Consider the following 26849-nt stretch of genomic DNA (forward strand, 5'->3'; position numbering starts at 1 on the left):
CTAGCAGATTAGCCACAGCTTTCTGCTTATATGTACCCAAAATTTATAAAGCGGTAAAAACCAGAATAAATGCTTGGTAGGAAATAGTGGCTAAACAATTATAATAAGCTGGCCACCACATTAATGCTTAGCGCTACAATGAGGGTATTAAAGCCAAACGAAAGCAGGCTATGGGTCAGAATAAGTCGTCGAAATTGGGCGTTGGTGGGGCCAATATCGGCTACCTGACTAGTCATGCCGATGCCGAAGGCCACGTAGGCAAAATCGGCGTAACCGGGTTGTTGGGTATCGGGGAAATTAAGGCCACCGGCGGGCGTTTGCTGATAATAGAGGTGCGCATACCGGAGCGTAAACACCGTGTGCAACAGTGTCCATGAGCTCACCACTGTCAGAATGGATAGGCTTACGTAGGCCCGTAAATGGGTTTGGTTAGGGTCTATTTTTTTGACCGTATCGAGTAGGAAAACAACGGCAAACAGGCTGGCGGTAGCTGCCGCTATAGCGAAGACCAGAATAATGACTCGGTTCGAATCCTGTAAGCTATACGTCTTCAAGGCTTCATGAGGTCGAAGATAGGCCATTGATAGCCAGGCTAGTATGGTTATAGTCAGGGCATAGCTGACATACATCATCAGAATCAGCGTTGGCCAGATCACCAGGGATCGACTACTCAGGTACGTTACACACATGACGGCCAGGCTAATGGCGAGGCGATGGTGGGCGTCTAATCGGGCAATCTGCTTGAGCATACTGTAGGGGGCTACTGCATCGTTGAGTAGCTTTGCTGGAAATGTAATGTACTGGCTTAACCAGGCGGTATGGCCCGCCCTGATACAATAAACTATGAAACGTTTTTGCCTGATTATGGGGCTGTTAGTCCTTTTTGCAGCCTGTGAACAGGATCCCAACGTGGTGTATAAAGAAAACACCGACATCGACGATGGAAAGTGGTTTGTGAAAAATACGCCCTCTTTCCGGTTTACCATCACCGACACCAGCATCCCCTACGATTTGTATTATACGTTGCGCCACAATCTGAGCTATCCGTATTATAACCTATACCTGACGCGCTATCTAACCGACGAACGGGGCCGTGAAATTGAATCGCGCCTCGATGAGCTGATCCTGATGGATCCTAAAACGGGGCAGCCACGCGGTAAGGGCCTCGGCGATTTGTATGATAACAAAGTGCTGATGAAACGCGCTTACCGGTTTGCCGAGCCAGGTACGTACACGTTGCGGATTAAGCAATATATGCGGCAAGACCCACTCCCCGACGTGGTTAGCGTTGGCATTAGTGTAGAGAAAAACCAACAGTGAGAACCTGATGCGGGACCGTTGGTCCTGACGTTTGTAGTCAATCTTCAGTAGCCTGACAACCGTTTATGAACAACCTGATACCTCTCTTTCCGCTTAGCCTGGTCGTATATCCCGGCGAAGATTTGAACCTGCACATTTTCGAACCGCGTTACCGTCAATTGGTCAACGAGTGTATCGACGAAGAAAAGACGTTTGGTGTGCCGGTGTTCATTGACAATAAACTGCCGGGTTATGGTACCGAAGTTCACGTAACAACCTTGCATAAACGCTATGAAGACGGGCGCATGGATGTGAAGACCAAAGGGCTGCGTCTGTTCAAAATCGTTGATTTTCTAAACCCGGTACCCGGTAAACTCTATGCCGGCGGTAGCGTAGAATTTCTTGATCCTGAAGAGGTTGCTACCGTAACGACCACGTACCTGATTCCACTGCTCAGTCGACTGCAACGGCTCTACGACCTGCTTCAGATTGAAACCGATTATGACCCGGACAAATCTCCCCTGTTTTCGTACCGCATTGCGCATAAGGTAGGCTTGTCTGTTGAGCAGGAATATGAAATGCTGTTGCTGAAAACCGAAGCCGAGCGGCAGCAATTCCTGATTGAACACCTCGATAAGGTCATTCCCGTGGTGGCCGATATGGAACGTACTAAAGACCGCATCAAAATGAACGGTCATTTCAAGAACCTGGATCCGTTAACGTTTTAGAGGGTGAACGTACCGCGGACTAGGCGTCCCCGACTAAAGTCTGCGGTACGTCTAATCTTCACCCCTTCTCTTCCACCTTCCCTACTTTTTTGACTCGTTTGGGCAACTGTTCGGCCAGTTGTTGCAAATTTTTAATCGGTGGGCGTGGTTTCTCGGCTTCACCGATCAGAAATCCATACGGAGTTAGCCCATCGGTGGTATCGAAAATGACTTTCAGAATGGCGGTTAAGGGCAGGGCCAGAATCAGGCCGGGTAAGCCCCAGAGCGATTCCCACAGCAACAGCGCCACAATGGCCGCTAGTGGATTGATGCTCACCTTCGACCCCACAATGTAAGGCGTAACAAAATTGCCTTCTAATGCCTGAACGAACAGAAATACGCCAATTACGCCCAGTGCTTTCAGGGGGTTATCTTGCGTAACAAGGGTGTAGGCCGCCGGTAGCAATGACCCCAGCGAAATGCCGAAATAGGGAATAAGCACCAGACTGGCGCCGAAGAAACCGAAAAACACGGCATAGTCGACGCCTAAAATCATGAGGCCAACCGTCATCAACGTACCTGTAATCAGAATGACCAACAGCAGCCCGGCCAGGTAATCTTTAACCACATCGTAAATTTTGGCCAGTGTGGTATCCACTTTGGTACGGCGCGTGTGGCCAAAAACCTTGTAGAAAAAGGACCGGAAGAAATCGCGGTAAAGCAGAAAGAAAAAGATAAACAGCAAGACAATGAAAACGTCGGTCAGCGTGCTGGTTGTTGCCAGTAGGGTAGTGGTCAATAGCGTGCCCCCTGTTTCCAGCGCTGTGTTGAGGTACTTACGCGCCTCGGTCACCTGCCGTTTTCTGTCGATGTTAAAATGTTCATCGGCATAAATCTGGAGGTTATTGAACAACTTATTGCCTTTCTCGATGAGTTGGGGCAACACCTCGGCAAAGCTGCTGATTTGCGTTGTAATGGCGTAGAGTAGCCCCACAATGACGGCAAGTGTGAGAATGAGACAAAGCAGGATGGCCAGAATGCGTGGCACTCCCCATTTTTCGAGGCGTGAGCAGAGTGGGAATAGCAATACGGAGAAAAGGATGGCGAACACCAGCGGAACCAATAACTCCTGTAACTCGTGAAGGCCATACACCAGAATTAGCAGGGAGGTGAGTGTGGCGGCTAAACGGACGGGGTATGATTGCTGTACTTCGGTAGCGCGATTGGTCATAAGTGATGAAGCAACGAGTATTTATCGGTGTATCGGTATAAGCCGATGAGCTATTTTACTTCCGAATTTATTTCGGTTTGATTTCTGATAACTGGTCTTTATTGATTGACAACTGAAATAATGATTCACTGGCTACTTAACGTATTGATTGGTATAAAGGTCGGGCTTTGTTCCTGTACGCCCGAAGTGCGGCGCCTGGGTAAACATCAGGAACAGCCATTACGCCTGCGCTCACAATACCGCGTTGAGCGGATAGGCCGGTTACCACTGGTTGTCAACGAAAGCTCGGGATTGGCCCGCCGAACGGCTACTACGGTCTGGACGCATAATGACGGTGGCGGACGAGCTACCTTGTATGGCGTTGAACCAGCCGGTCCGGGCAAGCTGGGTACGTTGCTGGATTCGATCGCGCTGCCTCAACTTCGGAATATCGATTGGGAAGATCTGGCTCAGCAGGATTCTACACGGCTGTTTATTGCCGATCTGGGCAACAACGGAAACGCCCGGCGCGACCTGATGATTCATGAAGTTGGTCTGCCCCAAAAAACGGTTAGTACCTATACTATTTCTTACGCCGACCAGACTGCGTTCCCGCCCAAGAAACGCAATTTCGACTGCGAGGCCGTTTTCTACCGCAGTGACAGCCTGTTTTTATTGTCGAAAAATCGGTCGGGCCACATCGTGCGTTTATACGGATTGCCAGCCCGGCCTGGTACCCATACGCTGATGCCCCTGGATTCGGTGTTTATTAAGTCGATGGTGACCGGGGCGGCCGTAAGCCCCAACGGCAATAAGCTGGCGGTGATCACTTATGGCAAGGTATTATTCTTCGATTTGTCGAATCGAAATAGCATACGCCTTAACCGGTTCGCCGGCTGTTTACGACTACCCCGCGGACAATCCGAAGCGATTACTTTTATGACTGATAATGAGCTGATTATTACTAATGAGCGGGGGCGGGTATACCGAGTAATTCCACGGTAGGAAATACCCCGTCAACCGGTCGTTGGTACGTTATATTTGTGTTAACAGTTCGATATTGCGCATAACTTGCTGACAATGCCCAGTAACTTTCAGGCCAACGAATTTTGTTGCTACACACATGAGTACAGAAAAAGCCCATCGGATCCTGGTAGTTGATGACGATCCAGATATTGTTGAGCTACTGGAATACAACCTCCAGAAAGAGGGATACGAGGTACGTACCGCCCCTGATGGCCGTAAAGCCGTTGACATTGCCCGCACCTTTCACCCCGAATTGGTCTTGCTCGATATTATGATGCCGCACCTCGATGGCATTGAAGCGGGCCGACAATTACGTGCCCTGCCCGACCTGCGGCAAACGTATATCCTCTACCTCACCGCCCGCTCTGAAGAATATTCAGAAGTGGCGGCTTTTGATGTGGGGGCCGATGATTACATCACAAAACCCATTAAGCCCCGTGCCCTGATGAGCCGAATTAACGCGCTCTTTCGTCGCGAGGCGCAGAAAGCTGAGACCGGGGATCTGATTCAGATTTCTGACCTGAGCATCAACCGGAAAAACTATTCGGTGAACCGGGGCGATCAGAGCATCATTTTACCTAAAAAAGAATTCGAACTGTTCTTCCATCTGGCCCAGACACCCAACAAGGTTTTTAGCCGGGAAGAATTGCTCCAGAAAATTTGGGGTGCCGATATTTACGTCCTTGAACGCACGGTTGACGTCCATATTCGTAAACTCCGCGAAAAAATTGGCGAAGGCTACATCCGCACCCTGAAGGGCGTAGGATATATGTTTGAGGTAGCTTAAAAAGGAAAGAGGGGGAGGAAAGGGAGGAAGGAGGAAAGGGAGGAAAGGGAGCTTCGCTAGGTAGCGATTCTGACCTGGCGAAGCTCCCTTTCCTCCTTCCTCCCTTTCCTCCCTATATTACCCTTTCTTCCCCTCTTCCCATGTCTCTCTCCCCCCGGTTTATTGCCCTGATTCTGGCTCTGCTCATTGCAGGGCTGACGATGGCTTTCCTGGCATTTGTGCCTGGTACTAATAGTAATATACTGTTTGTGGCAGGTACGTCGTCGTTTGTGCTGTCGTTTTTTCTGGTACTCTACACCATCGATATACTGGTGTATCGCGAAATCACCAAGCTGTATGAGGCTATTCGTAAACTGAAGGTTCGTGATTTTTCCATTTCGCGAAAATCGATTCTCAAAACGGGCAATCCATTCAAAAAGCTGAATGACGAGATCTTCGTCTACGTAGCCCGGAAGCAGAAAGAGATCGATGAACTGAAGAAAATGGAGCAGTTTCGCCGCGAGTTTCTGGCCGATGTATCGCATGAGTTGAAAACCCCTATTTTCGCCGCGCAGGGATTTATCCACACCCTGATCGACGGGGCGGTAGACGATGAGTTTGTGCGGGATAAATTTCTGGCTAAAGCTGCCCGCTCCCTCGATGGGCTCGACCTGCTGGTGCAGGATCTGGTAGCCCTCTCGCAACTGGAAACCGGCGAACTGAAGATGCACTTCGACCGGGTGGATATCCGGCAGATTATCGACGATATCTTCGAGCAACTGGAGAGCTTGGCCAATGCGCGGCAAACGACCTTGAAAATCAAGACAACGTACCTGGGTTCTGTTTGGGTAAAAGCTGACCGTCAGCGCATTACACAGGTAATGACCAACCTGATTCAGAATGCCGTGAAATACGGTAACGATAACGGAAAGGTGGTGGTGATGCTGGAAGAAGACGGTAAAAAACACATTCAGATCACGGTGAAAGATGATGGCCCCGGCATTCCGCCCGAACACCTCAACCGCATTTTCGAACGATTCTACCGGGTCGAGAAAAGCCGATCAAAAGAGCAAGGCGGTACGGGACTGGGTTTGGCCATTGTGAAGCACATTCTGAACGCCCACAAAACAAAAATTACCGTTACCAGCCGATTAGAGAAAGGCACCGAGTTTCGCTTCAAGCTGGATAAGGAGGGGTAAGTCGATAGTCGTCAGTCAATAGTCGATAGATGCGTTGCTGATTATCTGTGTCGTGGTCTTGCAGCGCGACTATCGACTATTGACTGACGACTATCGACTCCCCAGCGCCTATCTTTGCAGCATGAAACTGAATTTCTCAGACCTCATCCTGTTTGAGGACAACGATTATATAGTCATCAACAAGCCACCTTACGTGGCCGCGTTGGATGAACGTACCCCCGACCGGTCGGGGCAGAGCATTCTGCGCCTGGCGAAAGCCTACAGCGACGATGCACAACTGGGTCACCGGCTCGATAAAGAAACGTCGGGCGCACTGGCCATTGCCAAAAACCCGGAAGCGTATCGGCATTTGGCCATGCAGTTTGAGCACCGTGAGGTGACCAAGCGCTACCATGCCGTGACCAATGGCGTACATAACCTCGAAGGCATTTCGGTGTTCCTGCCCATTGCACCCAGCCGCGACGGAACGTACGTGAAGATTGACCGGGAAAAAGGCAAAGTGGCTGAAACGATTTTCAACACGCTACGCGCTTACCGCAATACGACGCTGGTTGAGTGTATGCCTATCACCGGCCGAATGCACCAGATTCGGGTACACCTGCAATGCCTGAAAGCACCCATCGTCAGCGATGCTACATACGGCGGTAAACCGGTGTATCTCTCACAGATCAAACGCGATTTCAACCTGAAAATGGATACCGATGAGCAACCGCTGATTCAGCGCGTAGCCCTGCACGCGCATTCGCTAACCTTCAACCAGCTTAATGGCGAACCGCTCACTGTTGAAGCCCCGTACCCCAAAGACTTCGGTGCCCTGGTGAAACAACTGGAAAAGAACCTTTAAATCAGATAACAATGATCAGTGATCAGTTATCAATGGCTATGCTAAGTCCTCATATTGCTGGTTGCACTGATAATTGATAACTGTTAACTGATCATCGATAACTGATAACTGATTACTGTTAACTAAAAAAACATGTTTATTCACTCTGTTTATTTCTGGCTTGCGAGCCCCGAATCGGATACTGACCGTGCTGCGCTGAAGGTTGGTCTGGACACATTAGGTGGTGTTGAAGCCGTTCATGCCGTGTCGATAGGCACACCTGCGCCAACACGCCGCCCCGTCATCGATCACACGTACGACTTCGCTCTGATGCTGACCTTCACCGACGAAGCCGCTCACGACGTGTATCAAACGCATCCGATCCACCTGGCTTTTGTAGATAACTGCAAACACCTCTGGTCGCGGGTTCAGATTTATGATGTAGAAACGAAATAAAAGAGCGTTTGATGTTTTGAGTTTGATGTTTGACGTCGCGCTGCCTATTCACCACTCTGACGATTAGCATCGAACATCAAACTCAAAACATCAAACTCAAAAAGCCATGACCTCCCACGACATTGTCTCAACGTACTACAGTGCTTTTAATGCGAAAGACTGGACAAAAATGCTTTCGCTATTGAGCGAAACGATTCGCCACGATAGTAACCAGGGCGACACCCGGGTTGGTAAAGAGGCGTTTACGCAGTTCCTGGCCCACATGGACGATTGCTACGACGAAGTGCTTACCGACATGGTGATCATGACCGAGCCAACCGGCACGCGCGTAGCCTGTGAGTTTGTGGTGAACGGAACCTACAAGAAAACCGACGGTGACCTACCCGAAGCAAAGGGACAAGCCTATATGTTACCAGCCGGTTCATTCCTTGAGGTTGCCAACGGCCAAATCACCCGCGTCACTACCTACTATAACCTCCCTCTCTGGGAATCGTTAGTACTGAGATGAATGGTACACGGATGAGATAATGGGCACGTGGACGCTGATGGGTACGCGGATTTAAAGGGATTAGACGGATTGACGGGGATTTTTAATAGGTACGCGGATTAGAGGGATTTACACGGATTTTGATTGAAGCAGATGCTGGCTGACGCAAGAGCAAATCCGCTTAAATCCAAAGCCGAGCAAACACCCATTAAATCCGCGTCATCCGCGTACCCATCAATAATCCGCGCCAATCGTTTTAAATCCCTTTAAATCCGCGTGCCCATCAGCATCCGCCTAATCCCCTTAATCCGTGTTCCATCAATAATCCGCGTACCATGACATTCCGGCACTATATCGGTTCTGACATTCGATCTGCCTTCGACGGATTGGCCCAGTTGCGGATTGCCGTTTTTCGTGAGTTTCCTTACCTGTACGAGGGCTCGGTCGAGTACGAAAAGACGTACCTGAATACTTACGCCGAATCGGAGCGGGCTATGCTGTTTGCTGTATATGATGGCGACCGGATGGTTGGCGGCACCACCTGCCTCCCGCTGCTTGATGAAACCGCCGAGGTACAGGCGCCCTTTATCCGGGAAGGGTATGACCTCGATACCGTTTTTTATTTTGGCGAAAGCCTACTGCTCCCCGACTACCGGGGCCATGGATTAGGTCACCGTTTTTTCGACGAGCGGGAGGCGCACGTCCGCTCGTTTGGTACGTACCCGATCACAACCTTCTGCGCCGTACAACGCCCCGCTAATCACCCCCTGCGCCCCGCAAAGTACCGACCCCTCAACGCTTTCTGGCAACAGCGCGGCTACCAACTTGAGCCAACCCTGCAAACAACGTTCAACTGGCCCGATTTAGGAGAGGTTGCTGATTCAGAAAAAGTGATGCAGTTCTGGAAAAGAGGTTGACCCTACGGATTGGCTCGTTTCACGAAGGCGGATTCATGATTTGTTAACAGAAAAGGCATTGCCCGGTTGGCTTAACGCAACGAACTTTGGTCACTGACTAAGTCGACTGGTAACAACTGTGGTGTGCCGGCTCAGTCGATGTTCTCAACGTGAATGTATGATGATGCTTATCGACCAACTGCTCGACCATTGCGCCCATTCCTGGACCCGGCAGTATCTCGAAGTGGGGGAGTATGTGTACCAACCCGCCGACGTCGACGCGAACATATACCTGATTGAAAAAGGGCTGGTGAAGATTGGTAGTCTGGGTACGTTGGGCGAACGAGTGCTCTACGACCTGCTCCAGCCCGGTGAGTTGTTCGGTGACCTGAATTACCTGGATGAGGCCGAATTCTTTGAATTTGCGCAGGCAGCTACCAGTTTATCGGTACTGGCTATCGACCGCAGGGCATTCCGGCAGGCCGTTCGGATTGATCCGGTACTGGCCGATTGGTTTCAGCAGACCCTCGTTCGGCGCTGGCACCGCGCCGAGGTAAAACTGTTTCAGCGGAGCAGCGAGCCAGTCGAATGTCGGATCCGGCACCTGGAACAGCAGTATTCGAGCTCTATCGCCGATGCCCACAATCGCTTGTTCCGTCCCTTCGATCAACTGTCATTGCAGGAGATCGGCGATCTGGTTGGCGCCACGCGGCAGACCGTCTCGCGTAAAGTGAAGCCCCGTCCCACGCTGGCGCTATGTGCAAATTAGACTGGTTTGCCGAGGGGAGTTTGTTATCATTCAATGACTAACCGCCGCGTTTTTTTAAGACTGTGTTAAGAATGGCCCGAATGTTAACTTGTAACATAGAGGGCGGGATGGGCAGAAGGAGTTTTGTGGCTTCTCCATGTCAACTGCCCAATCATGAATGCACGTTCTACGCTTCTTTATACCTCCATCAGGTACATTACCGCCTTGCTTTGTCTGCTGCTAGTCACGTTGACTGCGCAAGGACAGGCAACTGACGCCACCATCACGGGCACTATCCGCGACAAGGCGGGCCAAACGCTACCGGGTGTTACCGTTCAGCTTCGTAACGAGGCAACAGGATTTAAAACGGGTACGGCCACTACCGTAGATGGGCGGTTTACCATGCAGCAATTGCCCCTGGGTGGGCCGTATACCATTACGTTCTCTTACGTGGGTTATGCGGCGCAAAGCCAAACGGGTTACAAACTAAACCAGGCCGACCGTATTACCATCAACGCAACTATGGCCGAAAGTGACCAGCAGTTGCAGGAAATTGTGGTGACGGGCAACGGCTTGAAAAGCCGGACCGACCGGCTGGGGGCTTCCACAGCCATCACCGCAGATAATATCGCCAAGCTGCCCGTTTTTAATCGCAGTTTCACCAACCTGCTAGCCCTATCGCCCTTAAGCAACGGCACTAGTATTGGCGGTCAGTTGGCTTCCTCAACCAACTTTATGATCGACGGAGCCAGTGCGCGTAATAACTTAACAAGCGGGGCATTGGGCAGCGGACCCTTTTCGCTCTCGCTCGAAGCTATTCGCGAGTTTGAGATTGTGGCCAACGAATATGACGTCACTAAAGGCCGTCAGGGCGGTGGTACGGTGAGCGCAGTGACCAAATCGGGTACTAACACCGTAACGGGCACGGCCTTTACTTATTACAATGCCAACGGTCTGGCCAGTCCGCGCGATATTCGGGGTAACGTCCGCGCCTCTGACTTTACCCGCTTTCAATACGGTTTTTCGCTGGGTGGCCCGATCATTAAAGACAAGCTGCATTACTTCGTAGCCCTTGACCGGCAAACGGAATCAGCTCCGTTTTACATCGCCGATATTCGTTCCGATGCCGATGCCAATGCCCTGGGCATCAGCAAAGCCGTGCTGGATAGCGTCATTACGATCGGGCGCGAAAAGTATGGTCTAAGCAACACCCAACAGGTCGGCGAGTTCAACCGTCAAACGGTAGCCAACACCCTCTTCACCCGCCTCGACTGGCAGCTCAACGCCAAACACACGTTGACGCTACGCAATAATTTCAGCAACTGGAACAACCCCAATAGTAATAACGACAACTCAGCCATCAACCTGTTCGAGGTATACAGTGACTTCCGATCGTTGGAAAACAGTACCCTGCTTTCGTTGCGTTCTACGTTTAAACCAACGGTGGTCAACGAACTGAAGGTGCAGTACCAGCATGCCACCCGGAACTACGAAGCCAACAGTCTCCTGCCCTCAGATAACATTCCCCGCGCCATCGTGACGGTGAATTCAATATTGCCCAATGGTCGCAGCAGTAATACGTCGGTGCAGTTGGGTGGCCAGCGGTTTACGCCGGAGCGCAACCTGGAGAACCAGCTTCAACTGGTGAATACGCTCTATCTCAACAAAGGCCGCTACAATTTCACCGTCGGTACCGACAACACGCTAACGTACCTGGATACGTACATTTCAAACGAGCAGAATGGCCGGTTCATCTTCAACAACCTGCGCGAGTTCAACAACCTGAATCCCTCACGTTATGCCCGTGAAGTGCCTATCAACGGTGTGCCATCGGTACAGCAATACGTGCTGAATGCGTCCCTGTTCGGGCAGGTGCAGGTGAAACCCCGCTTTGATATGGATCTGATGGCCGGTTTGCGCTGGGACCTGACAAGTTACCTGACCAAAGGCGACTATAACCCGGTGGTAGAGCGTGAACTAGGTCTGCGTACCGATGCGAACCCAACCGACTGGAACAACATTCAGCCGCGTGTGCAGTTGACCTGGAATCCCGGCAACAAAAGCCGCGACATCATTCGGGTAGGTGCCGGGGCGTTTTCGGCCTACGTGATCAACTATGCGCAGGTGAACAACATCCAGAACAGCGGTACCAAAGTAGCCTCTATCGACGTGACCCGCCCGGCCAACAGTGCGTTACCGAACCTGGTGCCCCGCCCTGATTTTGTGGCCTATCGCAACGACCCGAGCACCGCGCCGGGCGTGCCGGCCGGAGCTAGCTATGTGTCGACGATCAACCTGAACGACCCGAATTTCCAGGTACCCACGATTTACAAAGCCAACGTATCATACAGCCACTTCTTCGGCGACAACGTGCGGCTGGGGGCCAATCTGCTCTATGGCAGAACGGTGAACAACTACGTCTATCTCGATCAAAACATTGTTGACCAGCCAGTCTTCACACTGGCCAACGAAGCAAACCGGGGCGTTTTTGTCCCTGCCAACACAATTGCGACCAACAGCGGCCAAACGAACAACGTGCTGGGCCGTAAGACGCAGAACGTGGGCCGGACGCTGATGCTGACCAACGGAGCCAAACTGCAAACGCTGACGTTCGTGGTCGACGGCGAAATTCGGTTGCCGCGCAATGGTTCGCTGTCGTTCAGCTACACCTGGAACGACGCCCGCGACAACACATCGTACAACGGTAACGTCGCCAACACATCTACCTTCCGCCCCATCAAGAGCGACCCGCGCGATTTGTCGGAGATCAATTATTCTGATAACCAGTTCCGGCATAAACTGGTGGCGTTTGGTTCATCACCGTCGGTGGCCGGTTTCGTGCTGAGCGCCCGCTTCACGGGTACGGGTGGTTCGCGCTACTCGCTGGTTGTCGATGGCGACATCAATGGCGATTTCGTGGGTGGCCCCGGCAACGATAATGACCTGGCCTTCATCTTCGATCCTAACAACCCTGAGGTTCCGCAAAGCATACGTACCTCGATGCAACGCGTGTTGGACAACCCTGATAACCGGGCTGCCGGTGCCATTCGCAACAGCATAGGCAAAATCTTCGACCGGAACGGGGGCGAAAACGGCTTCTTCGGCACGTTCGACGTTCGGCTGGCCAAGTCGTTCCGCACATTTACCAAACAACAGCAGCTAGCCCTCAGCATCGACGTGTTCAATTTCGCCAATCTGCTTGGTCAGACCCTCGACGGTGTGACAACGCGGGGTGCCGAAGCCACGTCGCGGCGCAACTGGGGCGGTAACTTCAACCTGGGCAACCAAACGCTATTGACGCCTAACGGCTTTAATCCTACCACCCGGCAGTACAGCTACCGCGTGAACGAAAACGTAGGCACGACCCAAAAACAGGGTACGCCCTATTCAGTACAGATAGGTGCCCGCTACTCGTTTTAAACTAGTACTCTTCGCTGTCATTTACTTCATGTCATTAAGTGGTCGTTACGCTTCGCTGTCATTCATTGCAAAAGCTATAAATGACCATATAATGATGTGAAGTATAATGGCACGAAGTAAATGACCTCAAAACCATGAACAACCGTCGCGATTTTCTTAAAAAAGCGGCCTTGCTGTCGAGCAGTGGCTTGCTGGGGAATACGCTCCCGCCTGTCATTGAAAAAGCACTGGCCATTGCCCCCGAGCCGGGCAGCACTTTCTACGACGCCGAGCATATTGTGTTTTTGATGCAGGAAAACCGATCGTTCGATCACCAGCTGGGCATGTTGCAGGGCGTACGTGGGTTCAACGACCCGCGCGCTATTCAACTTCCGAACAAGAATACGGTCTGGCTGCAAACCAACGAAAAGGGCGACACCTACGGGCCGTTTCACCTCGACGTAAAAGATACCAAGGTGGCCTGGATGGGATCGCTGCCCCACGGCTGGACCGACCAGACAGACGCCATGAACAACGGCCAGTACGACAGGTGGCTCGACACCAAAAAAGCGCGTAACAAGGCTTTTGGCGATATGCCGCTGACGATGGGCTACTGCGACCGGTCTGACTTCCCGTTCTATTATTCGCTGGCCGATGCCTTCACGGTTTGCGACCATAATTTCTGCTCCAGCATCACGGGCACGCACCCCAACCGCCACTACTGGATGACCGGTACGGTGCGCGAAAAGAACGAACCCGAAGCCCTGGCGCACCTTTGGAACGTCAGTAACTACGAGTACCCGACCCTGAACTGGACAACGTACCCGGAACGGTTACAGGAAGCGGGCATTCCGTGGAAAGTGTACCAGAACGAGATCACGATGGGCTACGGACTGAAGGGGGAGCAGAGTTCGTGGCTCAGCAACTTTGGCACCAACGTGCTGGAATACTACCAGCAATACAACGTCCGCCTGCACGAAGGGGGCATTGCCAACCTGCGAGCCAAACGGGAGTCGGTGCAGCAATTGATCGCTGACCTGGAAAAAGAGCCTGCCGACGATAAAACCGCTCAGAAATTAGCCGCCGCCCGTAAACTGCTGAACAACATTGGCATAGCTCAGCAACGGTACACGGCTGATGGTTACGCGAAGTTGTCGCCCGAGGCCCGGCAGTTGCACGAAAACGCGTTTGTGACCAATCGGCAAGACCCCATGTTCCATGAACTGACGGCGATGGCTTACACCAACGGCGACACCGAACGCACGCTGAACGTACCCAAAGGTGATGTGTTTCACCAGTTTCGGCAAGACGTGCAGAACGGTACGCTGCCCACCGTGTCGTGGCTGATGCCTCCGGCTCACTTTTCCGACCACCCTGGTCAGCCCTGGTTTGGCCCCTGGTACGTCAGTGAAGCGATGGAGATTCTGCTGCAAAACCCGGAGACGTGGAAGAAAACCATCTTCATCATCACTTACGATGAAAACGACGGATATTTCGACCATGTGCCGCCCTATGTGGTGCCTAACCCCTACAAAGAGCACACCGGTAAGGTATCGAAAGGCATTGACCCCCGACTCGACTTCGTAACGAAGGAACAACAAACGAATCCGTCGGCGCAAACAACCGGGTTGCGCGAAGGTCCGATTGGCCTGGGCTATCGCGTACCCATGATCATTGCCTCGCCCTGGTCGCGGGGTGGATACGTCAATTCTGAAGTGTTCGACCATACCTCGTCGTTGCAATTTCTGGAGCATTTCCTGGAAAAGAAGACTGGTAAGATCATCCGCGAAGAGAATATCACGGCCTGGCGCAGGACTATTTGCGGGGATTTGACATCAGTGTTTCGGCGCGAAACGGGTGAGTCTATCACCCAGCCTACGTTCCTTGAGCGCGGGACATTTATAGAGGGCATTCATCAGGCCCAGTTCAAGCAGATGCCCGCCAATTACCAGAAATTGGATGAGGCCGAGCGAACGCAGATCAACAGTCAGCCTGCTCAATCGCCTCATTTTCCGCAACAGGAGAAAGGTATTCGGGGAGCGTGTTCACTTCCTTACGAATTGTATGCAAATGGTCGGTTTGATGAGAAAAATGGCAATTACGCGATTGATTTTAAGGCTGGTAACGCTGTGTTTGGCAAGCGGGCAGCGGGGTCGCCTTTCCGTGTCTATGCCGTTAATGCGTATAAGAACGACGAGTTACGGGCCTGGGACTACAGCGCGGCGGCAGGTGATACGCTACAGGATCAGTGGTTACTCAGCCAGTTTAAAAACAACCAGTATCACCTGCGCGTATACGGCCCGAATGGCTTTTATCGGGAGTTTATGGGCAACGCTGAAAACCCGCATGTACAGGTAGCCTGCCGGTATGAGCAGAGCCGCTTCAATAAATCGAAGTTGACTGGCAACGTGCTGGTTGACATCACGAACCACGATGCCAAAGCACATACCATCACGCTGGTCGACAACAGTTACAAGGCGACACCCAAACGCCAAACGGTGGCAGCTAACGAGACGATCAGCTTGGTCATGAACCTGGGTACGTCGTTTCAGTGGTACGACCTAAGTGTTAAGATCAGTGGATACGATAAGTTTGAAGAGCGCTTTGCTGGTCATGTCGAAACAGGCAATGTATCGAAGACAGACCCACTCATGGGCGGGCTGGTTTAAGGCAGAAAAGAAGCTTTCTGCGTCACCTGTTTATCAATGTATCGGGAATGCCTGGCCGTCACTGGCAGTGGCCACCACAGAAATGGTAGCATCCGGTTCAAACCTGACACTATCGATAGTTGACCGCACTGCCTTTGTAAACAGCAATACCCGCTATCGGCTAGCTACTGTGTCGATCTGGCCTATCAGTGGGTCGGTGAAGCCGACTTTTCCCGTTTCAACACGCCCGGCATACCGTTGCTCAAAAGCACTGAAACCGACCGCATGTATGCTGAAGTCATACCAGTTATGACTCTCCGACAGATTGAGCGTAATCGACCGCTGAGCTGTCTTATCAAGTTGAATCGTCTGTAAGCCAGTTCCGTACGAATTGTCGGTTATCTGAATAGCGTAACCCGATACAGAGTCTGTGTTGGTGAGGTTAATGATAATATGGCCGGTAAACCTGTTTTTAGCGTCCCGTTCATAGAGAACCCCCACTTTGATCGGTGGATTAGTTCGGTTGCCTTTAAACTCCCGGTAGAAACCGTTTGGCCCCTGCACACACAGCTGAAGCGGGGTGTCCAGCGGCCAATTATCGGTTAGCGTGTCGCCGGGTGCCACCGTATAAGAGCGAAACTGCATGTCGTTGCCGCCACGTCGGCTAACCTGAAATGGAGCTCCGGCCGATCGTTTCCCGAACTGTTTATTACCCGCCGACAGGGTGAGTACAAACTGGCCTTTGTGGGTGTGTCCATCCACGTATAATTCATAAGGTAATGCGCAGGCTGGACGTATGCCTGATTCCTGTTTAGGAAGTAGCGGCGACGCCTTCGGATTGGTCAGGCATTGTTGAATATCAATCTGGGTAAGTTGCTGAAAATTAGCTGGCACTGCCTTAAACTGCGCCTTATGAATTCCTTCGATAAACGGCTCTCTGGCAACAAAAGCAGGCCATTTGATCGACTCACCCTTATAGGGCCGGAACGCCGACGATAGATCACCACAAACGGTACGCCGCCAGGTGCTTATGTTCGATTCCTGCACCTGACGACCCGTCTTATGACTGATCAGTTTTTCGAGTAGTTGGAGCGTAGAGGTGTGGTCGAATACTTCGGAGTTGACGTAGCCACCCCGGCTCCAGGGCGACACAATAACCAGCGGTACCCGGTATCCTAGGCCAATGGGCCCGGTTCGGCCACCGCCCTTGCGGTTCGCTTCCTGGTCGGGGGTTACAAATTCCAGCCGCGTGTCGATCCCTTTGCTGCTCTGGCCAGTATGGGGGCGATCGGGATGAGCGGGAACAAACGGAGGAATGTGATCAAAATAGCCGTCGTTCTCGTCGTAGGCCAGAATGAAAATTGTCTTTTGCCACACCTCCGGTTTCTGGGTCAGTATGTCGAGCATTTCAGAAAGGTACCAGGCACCATACCAGGGCGCTGATGGATGATCTGAGAAGTTTTCGGGAGCCACCACCCACGATACCGTTGGCAACGTACCCAGCTTAACGTCTTGCCGAAACTGGTGTAATACGTCGCCCTTGGGTACGTCTACCGTGTGCGTGACGTCTCCATCCTGGTAAGTCAGCGTTGCCAGACTGCGGTAATCAGGGTCACCCGTGTTGGTGGTAAAAGCCCGCCGGCAGAGTTGCTGTTCCCGTTCGGGAAGCTGGCTGAATTTGTCGGGCGAGTAGGCTACCAGATCGTGCTGAACGGTCTGTTGCCAGGCGCGTTGCTTTTGCAGATTCTTCTGAACAGACACATAGGTCGCGTCCGTTGTTGATAGTTGGCTCAGTTTAGCTTCCAGTGCCTTCAAGCGGTCGGGCAAGGCTTTTTCTTCCTGTTGCAGATGCCGGTAATAGGCCGGATGAAACCGTACTCTATACTGCGTAAACCACTCAATGGGGTTATCGGTAAAGTTGCTGAGCCACCCGTCTTCTTCTCCAGACAAACCCGTAGACAAGCTAATTTCATTCTGATAAATTTTCCAGGAAACACCGGCATCCTGTAGGCGTTCCGGGAAAGTCATCCAGCTTACTTCGTCTTCATAATCAACGTTTTCGTTCCGCACGTTGGCCATAGCGGCCGGGTTTCGTGGGTCGCGGACCGTGCCCGTCCAGAAATACAGTCGGTTGGGGGTTGTGCCGGTGAGCGATGAACAAAAACTTTGATCGCAAACGGTAAAGGCGTCGGCCAGGGCGTAGTAGAACGGCAAATCCTGACGGTTGTAATACCCCATTGTCAGGGGCATTTTGGCATATTCTTTTCGGCCCGACTGCTTGGCATCGAGCCACCTATTGTACTGGCCCCCGTTTAACGCATCGACCTGATTTTCCCACGAGTGGGGCAGCGAACTCATCCAAGTGGCTTTCGTATCATGCATATTCAGCCGGAATGGCGCGTAGGTTTCGCCTTTTGCGTTGGTCTGTAACCAAACCGGATGATCGTTAGGCAGTGTAAAAGCGCGGGGATCATTGAAACCACGCACACCCTGAAGCGCTCCATAAAGGTGATCGAAAGAACGGTTCTCCTGCATCAGGATCACCACGTGCTCGGCATCCAGGTACGTTGTACCGGGCTGAGGGTCAATAGCAAATGCCTTTTGAATTGAATCAGGCCAGTTGCTTAACCCACTCGAAGCCAGTAACGCCGCTTTTTTTAGAAACTCCCGTCTTGAATCTATCATGATGGCGTCTAATATAGAGATAGTACCCTAAAAGTACATAGTGCTCTCTACAGGCAGACAGGTGATCGTATTATGATTACGTTACCTCACCACTAGTTGCCTTACAAACCCGTTGGTATAACCGAATGGTGATCGGTGCTACCAGGAATCGCTCAATGAAGCAGCGAAGAATCTTCCCACACACAGAATCAGTGCAACTGGATGAAACAGCGCCAGTTAATGGCTGGATAAGGAAAGATGGGAATAGGGTAAAACAAAAAAACCGCTGAAGGTCAGCGGTTTTTGCTTTAGATACCAGGAGCGGGAGTCGAACCCGCACGGGCTTGTGGCCCACAGGATTTTCATACCAACTACAGCTTTCGCTGCTCGTTGCCCTTTGCAACGATTTGTGGTCTGGACTTTCTCTTCACCCTCGACTAAACGTTAGGGCACCGCCTATTAAGTCTCTACACCTTCCACGTCAACATCTGCTGACGGGCTTGGCTCGGGATTGCCAGTCAAGCAAGGCTTGATAAGGTTTCCCCGAATTTAAGCGGTTCTACATCGGCTGTTTCCAGCCGCGCACTCAACTTTTTAAGTCCGGCGTGTCTACCAATTCCACCATCCCGGCAATTACGAAAAAAGCACCGCTTAAGGTGCTTTTTCGTGGAGCGAAAGACGGGGTTCGAACCCGCGACCTCGACCTTGGCAAGGTCGCGCTCTACCAGCTGAGCTACTTTCGCATTGTATCGTATCCAGATAACTATCTGTGATTTGATGATGCAAAAGTAGTCTATTAAGCGAATGTTGTCAAGGGTTGGGAAGAAAAAAAAGCACGAAAAGATTGGCTGTCTCCTTGAAAAGATTCACTACTAATGAGTTAGCGCAGCCAAAAAAGATCGTTAATTCATCAGACAAGCCAATACTTTATGCCCGTTAATGGCTCCGGTAGAACCGATAGGCTATGCCAATTGACAGAGAGGCCCAGGCATCACGGCTGTTTCTGCTGGCTGGCCTACCATATATATCGCCTCCACCAGGCGTACTTACCGTGGTATTGTCATTGTCGATGGTAGCGTCTAGTTTATCGGTGTTGAACACATTATACCGTAAATCGCCGTACAGGCTCAGGTTGGTAGTCAGCCATTTAGAATAGCGAAGGCCAACCGGAATGACCAACTCGTGGGTAGAGGCAATGCCTGACTTTCCGGTAGCCGTAATATCATCTGCCTTCGTACGATGGCTGCCCGCTCCGTTTGTATAGCGTTGTATCTGACCGTTTGTCAGCGAGTATGCGGTTGCATCGAAGAAGATAAGCCCCAAGGCAAGGTAGAAGGAAAGTGCATTGGTGGAAAAAATTTGTTTGCGCTTTTCGTCAGACTGAAAAAGCCTGGTCAAATTCACGGAACCTCCTAAAGCTGCCTGCGTATACGATGCTTTCGCCACGGAGTTATAAAATGGTGCTTGCTGAGCACGTAACGTACCCAGGTCGCCCAGGAGGGTTAGGCCCACCACTCGACTTAGTGGATACGCGATAGACAGCCCAAAGGCAGGTCGGACAACCGGGCTGGACAGGTCACCGTATAACTGATTGATACCTGCATTGATGCCAATAGTGAAACCAGGATGCGAGGTAGCGAGGCGGGCTGTGGTATCAGCGACCTGGGCTGTAGTGATAGTGGTATAAGCCACTGCAAACGGGACTATCAAAAACGCACGGAAAAGACTCGAATGGTTCATGTTCAAGATACAAGATGGGATAAAACAAAACAGTTGAATTGTATAGACGCTGTCCGGTTTAAAAAGTAATTGTCCGAATTCGGACTTTCTGTTTCTATCAAGTAATTGATAATGAATGAATTAATTGTTTGGTATGAAAATGCTGGTGCATCAGGTATGGTGCAGTCAATGCAACGTACTTGACACAAACAGCATCTTTCAGGAAACTCAGTATAACCAGCATTAACCATGAACTTCATATTCGCCACCCTGCTCGCGTCAGCTCTAGTCATGGGTTCCACGCTAGCTTCATCAACAGGGCTTGTTGATAGCCAACTCACTAGTCAGGACGATAGACCTTACAAAACACAGACCTTCAGGGGCATCAGCGCGTTGCGGGCACAAACATCGGGCGGGAGTCTGCTGGTTGAAGGCGGCAACGGGTCTGAAGCCCGGATGGAAATGTATGTGCACGCCAACAACTGGAATGGTAAAGACGAGTTGAGCAAGGAAGAAATCGAAGAGCGACTGGAAAACTACGACATTGAGATTCGGCAGGAGGGTAGCACATTGATAGCTACCGCCCGGCAGAAGAACAATAACTGGAATTGGAAGAAGGGGCTGAGCATTAGCTTTAAATTTTACACGCCCCGCACCCTGACAACCAACATCAGCACATCGGGTGGCAGCATTAAAATGAGTCATCTGACGGGGCAGCATCAGTTCAAAACATCGGGAGGCAGTATTCAACTGGCCGATATGAAGGGTGACATTCAGGGCCGGACTTCAGGCGGCAGCATTAAACTAAATGAATGCCACAATCAGATAGATCTCGCAACGTCGGGTGGTAGCATTGAAGCGGGTAACTCCGACGGTACAATCCGGCTGAATACATCGGGGGGTAGCATCCGCCTGTCAGGACTGAATGGTGTGATCAAAGCCCAAACGTCGGGCGGAAGCATATCGGGCGACGGCATCGATGGTGAACTGGTGACGAGCACATCGGGTGGTAGCATTCGTATTCGGAACATGGCGGGGAGTATCGACGCCGAAACCAGTGCGGGCAGCGTAGAAGTAGCCATGAGTCGTGTTGATAAGTTCGTGAAGCTGGAGACCACAGCGGGCAGTGTACGGGTGCAGATGCCTATGAACAAAGGCATGGATCTGGACCTGAGCGGCAACCGGGTTACGGCACCCTTGACCAACTTCAACGGATCGGCTGAAAAAGACCGTATCGTGGGAAAAATGAACGGCGGCGGTATTCCCGTTCGACTGACCGCCAACGCGGGTAGTGTGTACGTAAATCAGAACTAAAAGGATATTAGATATCTTTCTGTCCGCTGGCTGTCCGAATGCGGACGATATAAAAAACAGAAAAGGCCCAAATCAAGCGATTTGGGCCTTTTCTGTGCTATGGCACGGCGATTGACCTTTGGTATTGTAGGTACGTTAGGGAAGGAGAAACGCACTTAGGTCTAACTCAAGCACGTCAGACCAAGATGACTCTTCAACCAGTCCGCCAGTGTTGGCTTTGTAACGATACCATTTGCCAGTCTTGTAGTCATGAATAAATCCTTCCTTAATATCGTATGCAGCATCATCAAGGAGTTTAACAACCTTTTGCACGTCACTCTTCAATCCTGGCGTCTTGCAAACCTCGATAATTACATGAATAAATCCAGTGGCGGGATCAACCAGAATAAGATCCGGCGTGGGGCTTGCCTGATCCTCATTAACCATCGTTTCGGGTAATGGCTCAAGTTTGATGCGTTTTTCCTGTTGGTAAAGTATCCTTAGGCCGAAATTAAGTTTGGAAATGATGCGCTGATGGATTCGAGGATGGGATCGCACCCGGTCGTACGTACCCATATCATCGTGCAGAGGCAGCGGGCCATCGAAGTGAGGATGGTACATACTTACATACTTTTTTAGCGTTTAACCTTGTCAAATATAAGTAATTATGATTCAGCTCTCGAACGTCTCAAAGTACTATCCGGCTGGGTTCGGACGTACCTATGTACTCCGCTCTATCAACCTGTCGATCGAAGCGGGTGAGTTTGTTTCGATCATGGGACCCAGTGGCTCGGGGAAGAGTACACTGCTCCATATTCTGGGTATGCTGGAGGAGCCATCGGAAGGTGAATACCGCTTTCTGGATGAGCCCGTGCAGAAATTATCGGAGAAGCGGCGTACCGAACTGCACCGAAGTCACATTGGCTTCGTGTTCCAGGCCTACCACCTCATTGATGAACTAACCGTTTACGAAAACATTGAAACGCCCTTGCTCTACAAAGGCGTACCGGGCAACGAACGAAAAAGCCGCGTCGCCGATGTGCTCGACCGCTTTAATATCGTGGCCAAGAAAGACCTGTTCCCCAGTCAGCTTTCGGGTGGGCAACAGCAGTTGGTTGGCATTGCACGGGCCATTGTGGCGCAGCCTAAAGTGATTTTCGCCGATGAACCAACCGGCAATCTGCACTCTGCCCAGGCATCGGAAATTATGGAGTTATTCCGCGAACTGAATCAGAAAGACGGCGTCACGATTGTGCAGGTAACCCACTCCGAAGCCAACGCCGAATATGGCAACCGGGTCTTACGCCTGAAAGATGGCTGGCTGGAAACCGCAACCGCTGCGGTTTGATAATAGTACGCGGATTTTATATGGGTACGCGGATTTAAGGGAGTAGACGGATTTACATGGATTTTTGATTGAAGCGAATTTTCAGACAGAGGCAGAGCAAATCAGTTTAAATCCAAAAATCCGCGCGAATCCTTTTAAATCCCTTCAATCCGCGTACCCAGTAAAAGTTCGCGTACCATCCTCTCCGGCGTACCTAGCAGGGTTTGGATACCGCCTACATTCACGCAGAAAACCGCGTCGGCCGATTCCAATACGTCTGGTAGGAAAAGACCTTCGTGAACAAGCTGGTTGCGGAGCAGTTGCCGACGCATGATGCCATTAATGCAGCCTGATTCGAGTGAAGGGGTGTACAGTTGACCATCTTTTAGCCAGAATAGATTCGAGGCTACACACTCGGCTAAATGTCCGTATGTGTCTAGCAAGATTACTTCGTCGAAGGCGTGTTGTTGTCGATATAGCCCTGCCATGACGTAGGGCAGGGCGTTGAGCGTCTTAAACGGTGAGAGGCGGGAAGGTGATAACCTTATGTCGCGGAAGATGCCGAGGCGGGGCTTATCTGTCAGGGCAAACGGCTGACCTGCTTTGGCCGTGAGTAGCCAGTTGGCCGCGTTTGTGGTGGGCGTATAAAGACCACCCGATTGTCGCCAAACCTGTAGTTTGATGCGTGCAACACCGTTGCTAAGCCCGTTTTGCCGAATCAGATCGAGCACCACGTGTTTTAAGGTGTCGGGGTTGAATTGTTCAGGTACGTCGATGTAGAGCGCGGCCATCCCATTTATCAGCCGATCGTAGTGATCAGGCCAGAACCAGACCTTACCGTTTTCGTACCGAATTGTCTCAAACAGACCATCGCCGTACTGAAAAGCCCGGTCGGTGGGTAAGAGGCTGAATTCAGCCTCAGAAAGTATATCCGAGTTATAAACCAGATTCATGGCGATTTTCCACCGTTTATCCCAAAACGTTGGTCGTGCCAAAAGTAAGCGTGTAACATTGACCTATCTAACTGCTCATGATTATGTTTCGATTGCCCGTCATACGAATGGGCCTGGCCAGCGGGGTGGCCGCTTTCATCCTGTCAGGTAACCTGCCAACAACTGGTTTGGCCCAGACAACAGCGGGTGGACCACCTTCCGCTGTAACAACTTCTCCGGTTGCCTCAACGGCAGCCCCCGGCACGGGGCAAGCTGTTCCACAACGGCTGGGGTTACAGCAGTGTATTGATATAGCACTGGCCAATAACCTGACCATTCGCCAGAGTCAGATACAGTTGCAGAATTCGGAGGCTCAGTTGCGGCAGGCCCGACTGAATCGCCTCCCTAACGTGGGTGCTTTTGTAAGCCAGGGCTACAACTCGGGCCGGAATATTAACCCCGCCACCAACAACTTCGTCGATCAGGGCGTATTATCAAATAATTTTCAGGGTTCAGCGCAGGTCACGCTGTATAACGGCGGTTTACTACAGAACACCATTCGCCAAAATCAACTGCTGAAACAGTCGAACGAAGCGACAGTGAAGGCTACTGAGAACAACGTGAGCCTGACGGTGGTGCAAAACTACCTGAATGTGCTGACTGGTCAGGAGCAATTGGTTGTAGCGCAGCGTCAGATCGAAGTATCACAGGCCCAGCTCGACCGCACACAGCGGCTGGTCAATGCCGGTTCGTTGCCAGAAGCCAACCTGTTTGACATTCGTGCTCAGATTGCCAATGATGAATTGGCTATTGTTAACGCGCAGAATACGATTGATCTGGCTAAACTGGCGTTGCTGCAGGCCATGAACGTACCGGCAGGTGGTCCCGGTATCAACGGCTTCGAGGTAGAGCCGATTGCTGTTCCCGACCCGACTCTTGACCCCTATAACGCCACCGCACAACAGGTATTTGAGACGGCTCAGCAGTTCGTGCCCGACATTAAGGCGGCCGATCTTCAGGTACGTAGCGATGCCGTGGGCGTTCAGGTAGCCCGGGCCAATTTGCTGCCCTCCCTGACAATGAACGGTAACCTGAGTACGCTGTACTCCAACGTGGGTCGGCAAAGAATGATCGCCGATGGCACCACTCAGGTAGATCAAACCGTTTTGTTTAATGGTATTCCTCAGACGGTGACCTTCGTTCAGGAAAGATTTCGGGGGCAAAACTATTCGTTCACCGAGCAGTTGGGTAACAACCTGAACCGGTCTATAAACCTGCAATTGCAGATTCCGATCTTCAACCGCACACAGGCCCGGACGCGTATTCTGACGGCGACGTTGCAACAGCAAAATTCCGAAATTGCGGCCGCCAACACCCGCCTACAGCTCCGGCAAACTATTGAAACGGCTTACACGAACTTGAAAGCTTCTTCGAACCGATACCGCGCAACATCCGCGCAGGTATCGCAATTAGAACGCGCTTTTCAGGCGTCAGAAAGTCGGTTTAATGCCGGGGCACTGAACTCAACCGATTATAACGTAGCCAAAAGCAACCTCGACCGTGCCCGCGCCAGTCTGGTACAGGCTAAATACGATTACGTTTTCCGAGTCAAGATTTTAGATTTTTACCAGAATAAGCCACTCACTTTTGATTAGTGAATTGGTGAATGAGTGGATGGGCGAACGTCTGGATTTGATACTATAAACGATACCAAGCATTCGCTCATCCACTCATTCACTAATCCACTCATTACTTCCCTCTTCACATGAAAAAGAAATCGAACCGCCTTTGGTGGATATTGGGCATCGTAGCCGTATTGTTAGTAGGTGGCCTTGTGGCTGCCAAACAGGCAGGCATTATCGGAAAGCCCCCCACCACCGATGTTGATTTTGCTACCGCGCAACGAACCGACATTATTGAACGGGTTAGTGCATCGGGCCGGGTTCAGCCTGAAATCGAGGTAAAAATCAGCCCGGACGTGTCGGGAGAAATTATTGCCATGTATGTAAAGGAGGGCGACCCGGTTAAGGCTGGTCAGCTGCTGTGCCGCATTCGTCCAGATAACTACGAATCGTTTTCGGCGCGGGCAGAGGCAACGGTAAACCAGAGTAAGGCGCAACTCGAACAGTCGAAAGCAGGTGTAATGCAGGCCGAGGCCCGCCTTATTCGCGCCAAAGCCGACTATGAGCGGAGCCGGAAACTCCTGGCCGAAAAAGTGATTTCGCAGGCTGATTTTGAAACCATCGAGGCCAACTATAACGTGGCCCGGCAGGATATTGAATCGCAGAAAGCCAACGTACGGGCGGCCCAGTTCAGCATTCAAAGCGCACAGGCTAGTTTGCGCGATGCCAAAGAAAACCTGCGTAAGACAACGATTTATTCACCCGTCAACGGCACCGTATCGAAGTTGAACGTGGAGCAGGGTGAACGCGTAGTGGGTACGTCGCAAATGGCAGGTACTGAGATAATGCGCTTGGCCAACCTCAACAACATGGAGGTGCGCGTTAATGTGAATGAAAACGATATTGTTCGGGTGACCCTGGGGGACACCGCCGATATCGAGGTCGATTCATACACCACGGCTGGGCGTAAGTTCAAAGGTATCGTAACCGAAGTTGCCAATACGGCCAATGGCCTGGCTGGTAGCTCAGGTGCTGCATCAGCCATGTCGACCGACGCCGTAACTGAGTTTGAAGTAAAGATTAAGATCCTGAATAATTCGTATGCCGACCTGTCGCAGAAATTGGGAGGTAAAGGTTTTCCCTTTAAGCCGGGCATGACGGCTTCGGTAGAGGTCATCACCGATCGTAAACTGGGTGTACTGGCCGTACCGATTGCCGCCGTAACCACCCGTGCCGATAGTACCCAACTCATGGCCGCAGCCAAACCCACCGACAACAATGCCGTTGAGGATACGAAAAATACGGCCAAGAAAGCGGCTATAAAAGAGATCGTGTTTGTGGCTGAAAACGGAAAAGCGGCCCAACGTGAAGTGAAAACTGGCATCAGTGATTTCGAAAATATCGAAATTCTGTCGGGCCTAAAGCCCGGCGATCAGGTCATTGCCGGTCCGTTCTTAGCCGTGTCGAAAAAGCTCAAACCGGGCGATCTGATCATCAAACGCGACCCGAATAAGCAAAAAGCCAAGAAGGAGGAGGAATAAACGGAGTTTGTGGTTTGTAGTTTGAGGTTTGTCGTTGCGCTGCTGAGGAGTCGTTTCCCGAGTTAGCAGCGCAACGACAAACCTCAA

At 51.4% G+C, this 26849-nt stretch carries 22 protein-coding genes and 1 tRNA gene; 16 read left to right on the forward strand and 7 right to left on the reverse strand.

Translation table 11 applies throughout. The features are described 5' to 3' along the window. Window positions 1-98: 98 nt before the first annotated feature. Complete coding sequence (locus tag ACAW87_RS00295; protein ID WP_370721146.1) at window positions 99-749, reverse strand: DUF1345 domain-containing protein; 651 nt, start codon at window positions 747-749, stop codon at window positions 99-101. A 94-nt stretch (window positions 750-843) separates the two neighbouring features. Between ACAW87_RS00295 and ACAW87_RS00300 the strand changes: the two genes are divergently transcribed. Both ACAW87_RS00300 and ACAW87_RS00305 read left to right on the forward strand, forming a co-directional pair. Next, window positions 844-1320, forward strand: a complete 477-nt coding sequence (locus tag ACAW87_RS00300) for a gliding motility lipoprotein GldH (protein WP_370721147.1) — start codon at window positions 844-846, stop codon at window positions 1318-1320. Between the two features lie 65 nt (window positions 1321-1385). Then, window positions 1386-2027, forward strand: a complete 642-nt coding sequence (locus tag ACAW87_RS00305; protein WP_370721148.1) for an LON peptidase substrate-binding domain-containing protein — start codon at window positions 1386-1388, stop codon at window positions 2025-2027. 58 nt (window positions 2028-2085) lie between these two features. Here the strand turns inward: ACAW87_RS00305 and ACAW87_RS00310 are convergent, their stop codons facing one another. Further along, window positions 2086-3237: an AI-2E family transporter gene (locus ACAW87_RS00310; RefSeq protein ID WP_370721149.1), complete on the reverse strand. Its 1152-nt coding sequence runs from the start codon at window positions 3235-3237 to the stop codon at window positions 2086-2088. 120 nt (window positions 3238-3357) lie between these two features. Between ACAW87_RS00310 and ACAW87_RS00315 the strand changes: the two genes are divergently transcribed. From ACAW87_RS00315 to ACAW87_RS00360, 10 genes are all read left to right on the forward strand, one after another. Beyond that, a complete protein-coding gene (locus ACAW87_RS00315) occupies window positions 3358-4221 on the forward strand; it encodes a hypothetical protein (RefSeq protein WP_370721150.1) in 864 nt (287 codons plus the stop codon). A gap of 118 nt (window positions 4222-4339) precedes the next feature. Continuing rightward, on the forward strand, window positions 4340-5029 hold the full coding sequence (locus tag ACAW87_RS00320; protein WP_370721151.1) for a response regulator transcription factor: 690 nt from the start codon (window positions 4340-4342) through the stop codon (window positions 5027-5029). Window positions 5030-5169: 140 nt separating this feature from the next. Beyond that, on the forward strand, window positions 5170-6207 hold the full coding sequence (locus tag ACAW87_RS00325; protein WP_370721152.1) for a sensor histidine kinase: 1038 nt from the start codon (window positions 5170-5172) through the stop codon (window positions 6205-6207). A gap of 121 nt (window positions 6208-6328) precedes the next feature. Continuing rightward, window positions 6329-7051, forward strand: coding sequence for an RluA family pseudouridine synthase (locus tag ACAW87_RS00330; RefSeq protein ID WP_370721153.1), 723 nt, complete (start codon window positions 6329-6331; stop codon window positions 7049-7051). Window positions 7052-7183: 132 nt separating this feature from the next. After that, the gene (locus tag ACAW87_RS00335) at window positions 7184-7486 is read left to right on the forward strand and encodes a Dabb family protein (protein ID WP_370721154.1); all 303 of its coding nucleotides are present in this window, start codon (window positions 7184-7186) and stop codon (window positions 7484-7486) included. A gap of 106 nt (window positions 7487-7592) precedes the next feature. Then, the gene (locus ACAW87_RS00340; protein WP_370721155.1) at window positions 7593-7994 is read left to right on the forward strand and encodes a ketosteroid isomerase-related protein; all 402 of its coding nucleotides are present in this window, start codon (window positions 7593-7595) and stop codon (window positions 7992-7994) included. 314 nt (window positions 7995-8308) lie between these two features. Beyond that, window positions 8309-8890 (forward strand): GNAT family N-acetyltransferase, encoded by a 582-nt coding sequence (locus tag ACAW87_RS00345; protein ID WP_370721156.1) that lies wholly within the window; start codon window positions 8309-8311, stop codon window positions 8888-8890. A gap of 157 nt (window positions 8891-9047) precedes the next feature. After that, window positions 9048-9638, forward strand: a complete 591-nt coding sequence (locus tag ACAW87_RS00350; protein WP_370721157.1) for a Crp/Fnr family transcriptional regulator — start codon at window positions 9048-9050, stop codon at window positions 9636-9638. A gap of 153 nt (window positions 9639-9791) precedes the next feature. Then, complete coding sequence (locus ACAW87_RS00355) at window positions 9792-13037, forward strand: TonB-dependent receptor (protein ID WP_370721158.1); 3246 nt, start codon at window positions 9792-9794, stop codon at window positions 13035-13037. Between the two features lie 134 nt (window positions 13038-13171). After that, window positions 13172-15685: a phosphocholine-specific phospholipase C gene (locus ACAW87_RS00360; RefSeq protein WP_370721159.1), complete on the forward strand. Its 2514-nt coding sequence runs from the start codon at window positions 13172-13174 to the stop codon at window positions 15683-15685. 153 nt (window positions 15686-15838) lie between these two features. Here the strand turns inward: ACAW87_RS00360 and ACAW87_RS00365 are convergent, their stop codons facing one another. The 3 genes from ACAW87_RS00365 to ACAW87_RS00375 all read right to left on the reverse strand — a co-directional run bounded on the left by ACAW87_RS00365 (window position 15839) and on the right by ACAW87_RS00375 (window position 20020). Continuing rightward, a complete protein-coding gene (locus ACAW87_RS00365) occupies window positions 15839-18349 on the reverse strand; it encodes a phosphocholine-specific phospholipase C (RefSeq protein WP_370721160.1) in 2511 nt (836 codons plus the stop codon). A 646-nt stretch (window positions 18350-18995) separates the two neighbouring features. Next, a tRNA-Gly gene (locus ACAW87_RS00370) sits at window positions 18996-19071 on the reverse strand. Between the two features lie 193 nt (window positions 19072-19264). Continuing rightward, complete coding sequence (locus ACAW87_RS00375) at window positions 19265-20020, reverse strand: hypothetical protein (protein ID WP_370721161.1); 756 nt, start codon at window positions 20018-20020, stop codon at window positions 19265-19267. A 276-nt stretch (window positions 20021-20296) separates the two neighbouring features. Here ACAW87_RS00375 and ACAW87_RS00380 point away from each other — a divergent pair, with 276 nt between their 5' ends. Further along, entirely contained in the window at window positions 20297-21361 is a 1065-nt protein-coding gene (locus ACAW87_RS00380; RefSeq protein WP_370721162.1) for a DUF4097 family beta strand repeat-containing protein, read from the forward strand. 135 nt (window positions 21362-21496) lie between these two features. Here the strand turns inward: ACAW87_RS00380 and ACAW87_RS00385 are convergent, their stop codons facing one another. Further along, on the reverse strand, window positions 21497-21916 hold the full coding sequence (locus ACAW87_RS00385) for a hypothetical protein (protein WP_370721163.1): 420 nt from the start codon (window positions 21914-21916) through the stop codon (window positions 21497-21499). A 91-nt stretch (window positions 21917-22007) separates the two neighbouring features. Between ACAW87_RS00385 and ACAW87_RS00390 the strand changes: the two genes are divergently transcribed. Then, on the forward strand, window positions 22008-22688 hold the full coding sequence (locus ACAW87_RS00390; protein ID WP_370721164.1) for an ABC transporter ATP-binding protein: 681 nt from the start codon (window positions 22008-22010) through the stop codon (window positions 22686-22688). 134 nt (window positions 22689-22822) lie between these two features. Here the strand turns inward: ACAW87_RS00390 and ACAW87_RS00395 are convergent, their stop codons facing one another. After that, window positions 22823-23662 carry an aminotransferase class IV gene (locus tag ACAW87_RS00395; protein WP_370721165.1) on the reverse strand — a complete coding sequence of 280 codons (840 nt, stop codon included), beginning with the start codon at window positions 23660-23662 and terminating at the stop codon, window positions 22823-22825. A 41-nt stretch (window positions 23663-23703) separates the two neighbouring features. On the opposite strand from ACAW87_RS00395, the gene ACAW87_RS00400 reads away from it, so the two are divergent. Next, window positions 23704-25254 (forward strand): TolC family protein, encoded by a 1551-nt coding sequence (locus ACAW87_RS00400; protein WP_370721166.1) that lies wholly within the window; start codon window positions 23704-23706, stop codon window positions 25252-25254. 110 nt (window positions 25255-25364) lie between these two features. Then, a complete protein-coding gene (locus ACAW87_RS00405) occupies window positions 25365-26762 on the forward strand; it encodes an efflux RND transporter periplasmic adaptor subunit (protein ID WP_370721167.1) in 1398 nt (465 codons plus the stop codon). Window positions 26763-26849: the final 87 nt, after the last annotated feature.

It is taken from the genome of Fibrella aquatica (assembly GCF_041321135.1).
GTDB classification, from domain to species: domain Bacteria; phylum Bacteroidota; class Bacteroidia; order Cytophagales; family Spirosomataceae; genus Fibrella; species Fibrella aquatica.

Bases quoted from the DNA above. Each gene is read 5' to 3' on its own strand.
- ACAW87_RS00295 (WP_370721146.1), bottom strand. From the start codon at position 749: ATGCTCAAGCAGATTGCCCGATTAGACGCCCACCATCGCCTCGCCATT.
- ACAW87_RS00300 (WP_370721147.1), top strand. From the start codon at position 844: ATGAAACGTTTTTGCCTGATTATGGGGCTGTTAGTCCTTTTTGCAGCC.
- ACAW87_RS00305 (WP_370721148.1), top strand. From the start codon at position 1,386: ATGAACAACCTGATACCTCTCTTTCCGCTTAGCCTGGTCGTATATCCC.
- ACAW87_RS00310 (WP_370721149.1), bottom strand. From the start codon at position 3,237: ATGACCAATCGCGCTACCGAAGTACAGCAATCATACCCCGTCCGTTTA.
- ACAW87_RS00315 (WP_370721150.1), top strand. From the start codon at position 3,358: ATGATTCACTGGCTACTTAACGTATTGATTGGTATAAAGGTCGGGCTT.
- ACAW87_RS00320 (WP_370721151.1), top strand. From the start codon at position 4,340: ATGAGTACAGAAAAAGCCCATCGGATCCTGGTAGTTGATGACGATCCA.
- ACAW87_RS00325 (WP_370721152.1), top strand. From the start codon at position 5,170: ATGTCTCTCTCCCCCCGGTTTATTGCCCTGATTCTGGCTCTGCTCATT.
- ACAW87_RS00330 (WP_370721153.1), top strand. From the start codon at position 6,329: ATGAAACTGAATTTCTCAGACCTCATCCTGTTTGAGGACAACGATTAT.
- ACAW87_RS00335 (WP_370721154.1), top strand. From the start codon at position 7,184: ATGTTTATTCACTCTGTTTATTTCTGGCTTGCGAGCCCCGAATCGGAT.
- ACAW87_RS00340 (WP_370721155.1), top strand. From the start codon at position 7,593: ATGACCTCCCACGACATTGTCTCAACGTACTACAGTGCTTTTAATGCG.
- ACAW87_RS00345 (WP_370721156.1), top strand. From the start codon at position 8,309: ATGACATTCCGGCACTATATCGGTTCTGACATTCGATCTGCCTTCGAC.
- ACAW87_RS00350 (WP_370721157.1), top strand. From the start codon at position 9,048: ATGATGATGCTTATCGACCAACTGCTCGACCATTGCGCCCATTCCTGG.
- ACAW87_RS00355 (WP_370721158.1), top strand. From the start codon at position 9,792: ATGAATGCACGTTCTACGCTTCTTTATACCTCCATCAGGTACATTACC.
- ACAW87_RS00360 (WP_370721159.1), top strand. From the start codon at position 13,172: ATGAACAACCGTCGCGATTTTCTTAAAAAAGCGGCCTTGCTGTCGAGC.
- ACAW87_RS00365 (WP_370721160.1), bottom strand. From the start codon at position 18,349: ATGATAGATTCAAGACGGGAGTTTCTAAAAAAAGCGGCGTTACTGGCT.
- ACAW87_RS00380 (WP_370721162.1), top strand. From the start codon at position 20,297: ATGAACTTCATATTCGCCACCCTGCTCGCGTCAGCTCTAGTCATGGGT.
- ACAW87_RS00385 (WP_370721163.1), bottom strand. From the start codon at position 21,916: ATGGGTACGTACGACCGGGTGCGATCCCATCCTCGAATCCATCAGCGC.
- ACAW87_RS00390 (WP_370721164.1), top strand. From the start codon at position 22,008: ATGATTCAGCTCTCGAACGTCTCAAAGTACTATCCGGCTGGGTTCGGA.
- ACAW87_RS00400 (WP_370721166.1), top strand. From the start codon at position 23,704: ATGTTTCGATTGCCCGTCATACGAATGGGCCTGGCCAGCGGGGTGGCC.
- ACAW87_RS00405 (WP_370721167.1), top strand. From the start codon at position 25,365: ATGAAAAAGAAATCGAACCGCCTTTGGTGGATATTGGGCATCGTAGCC.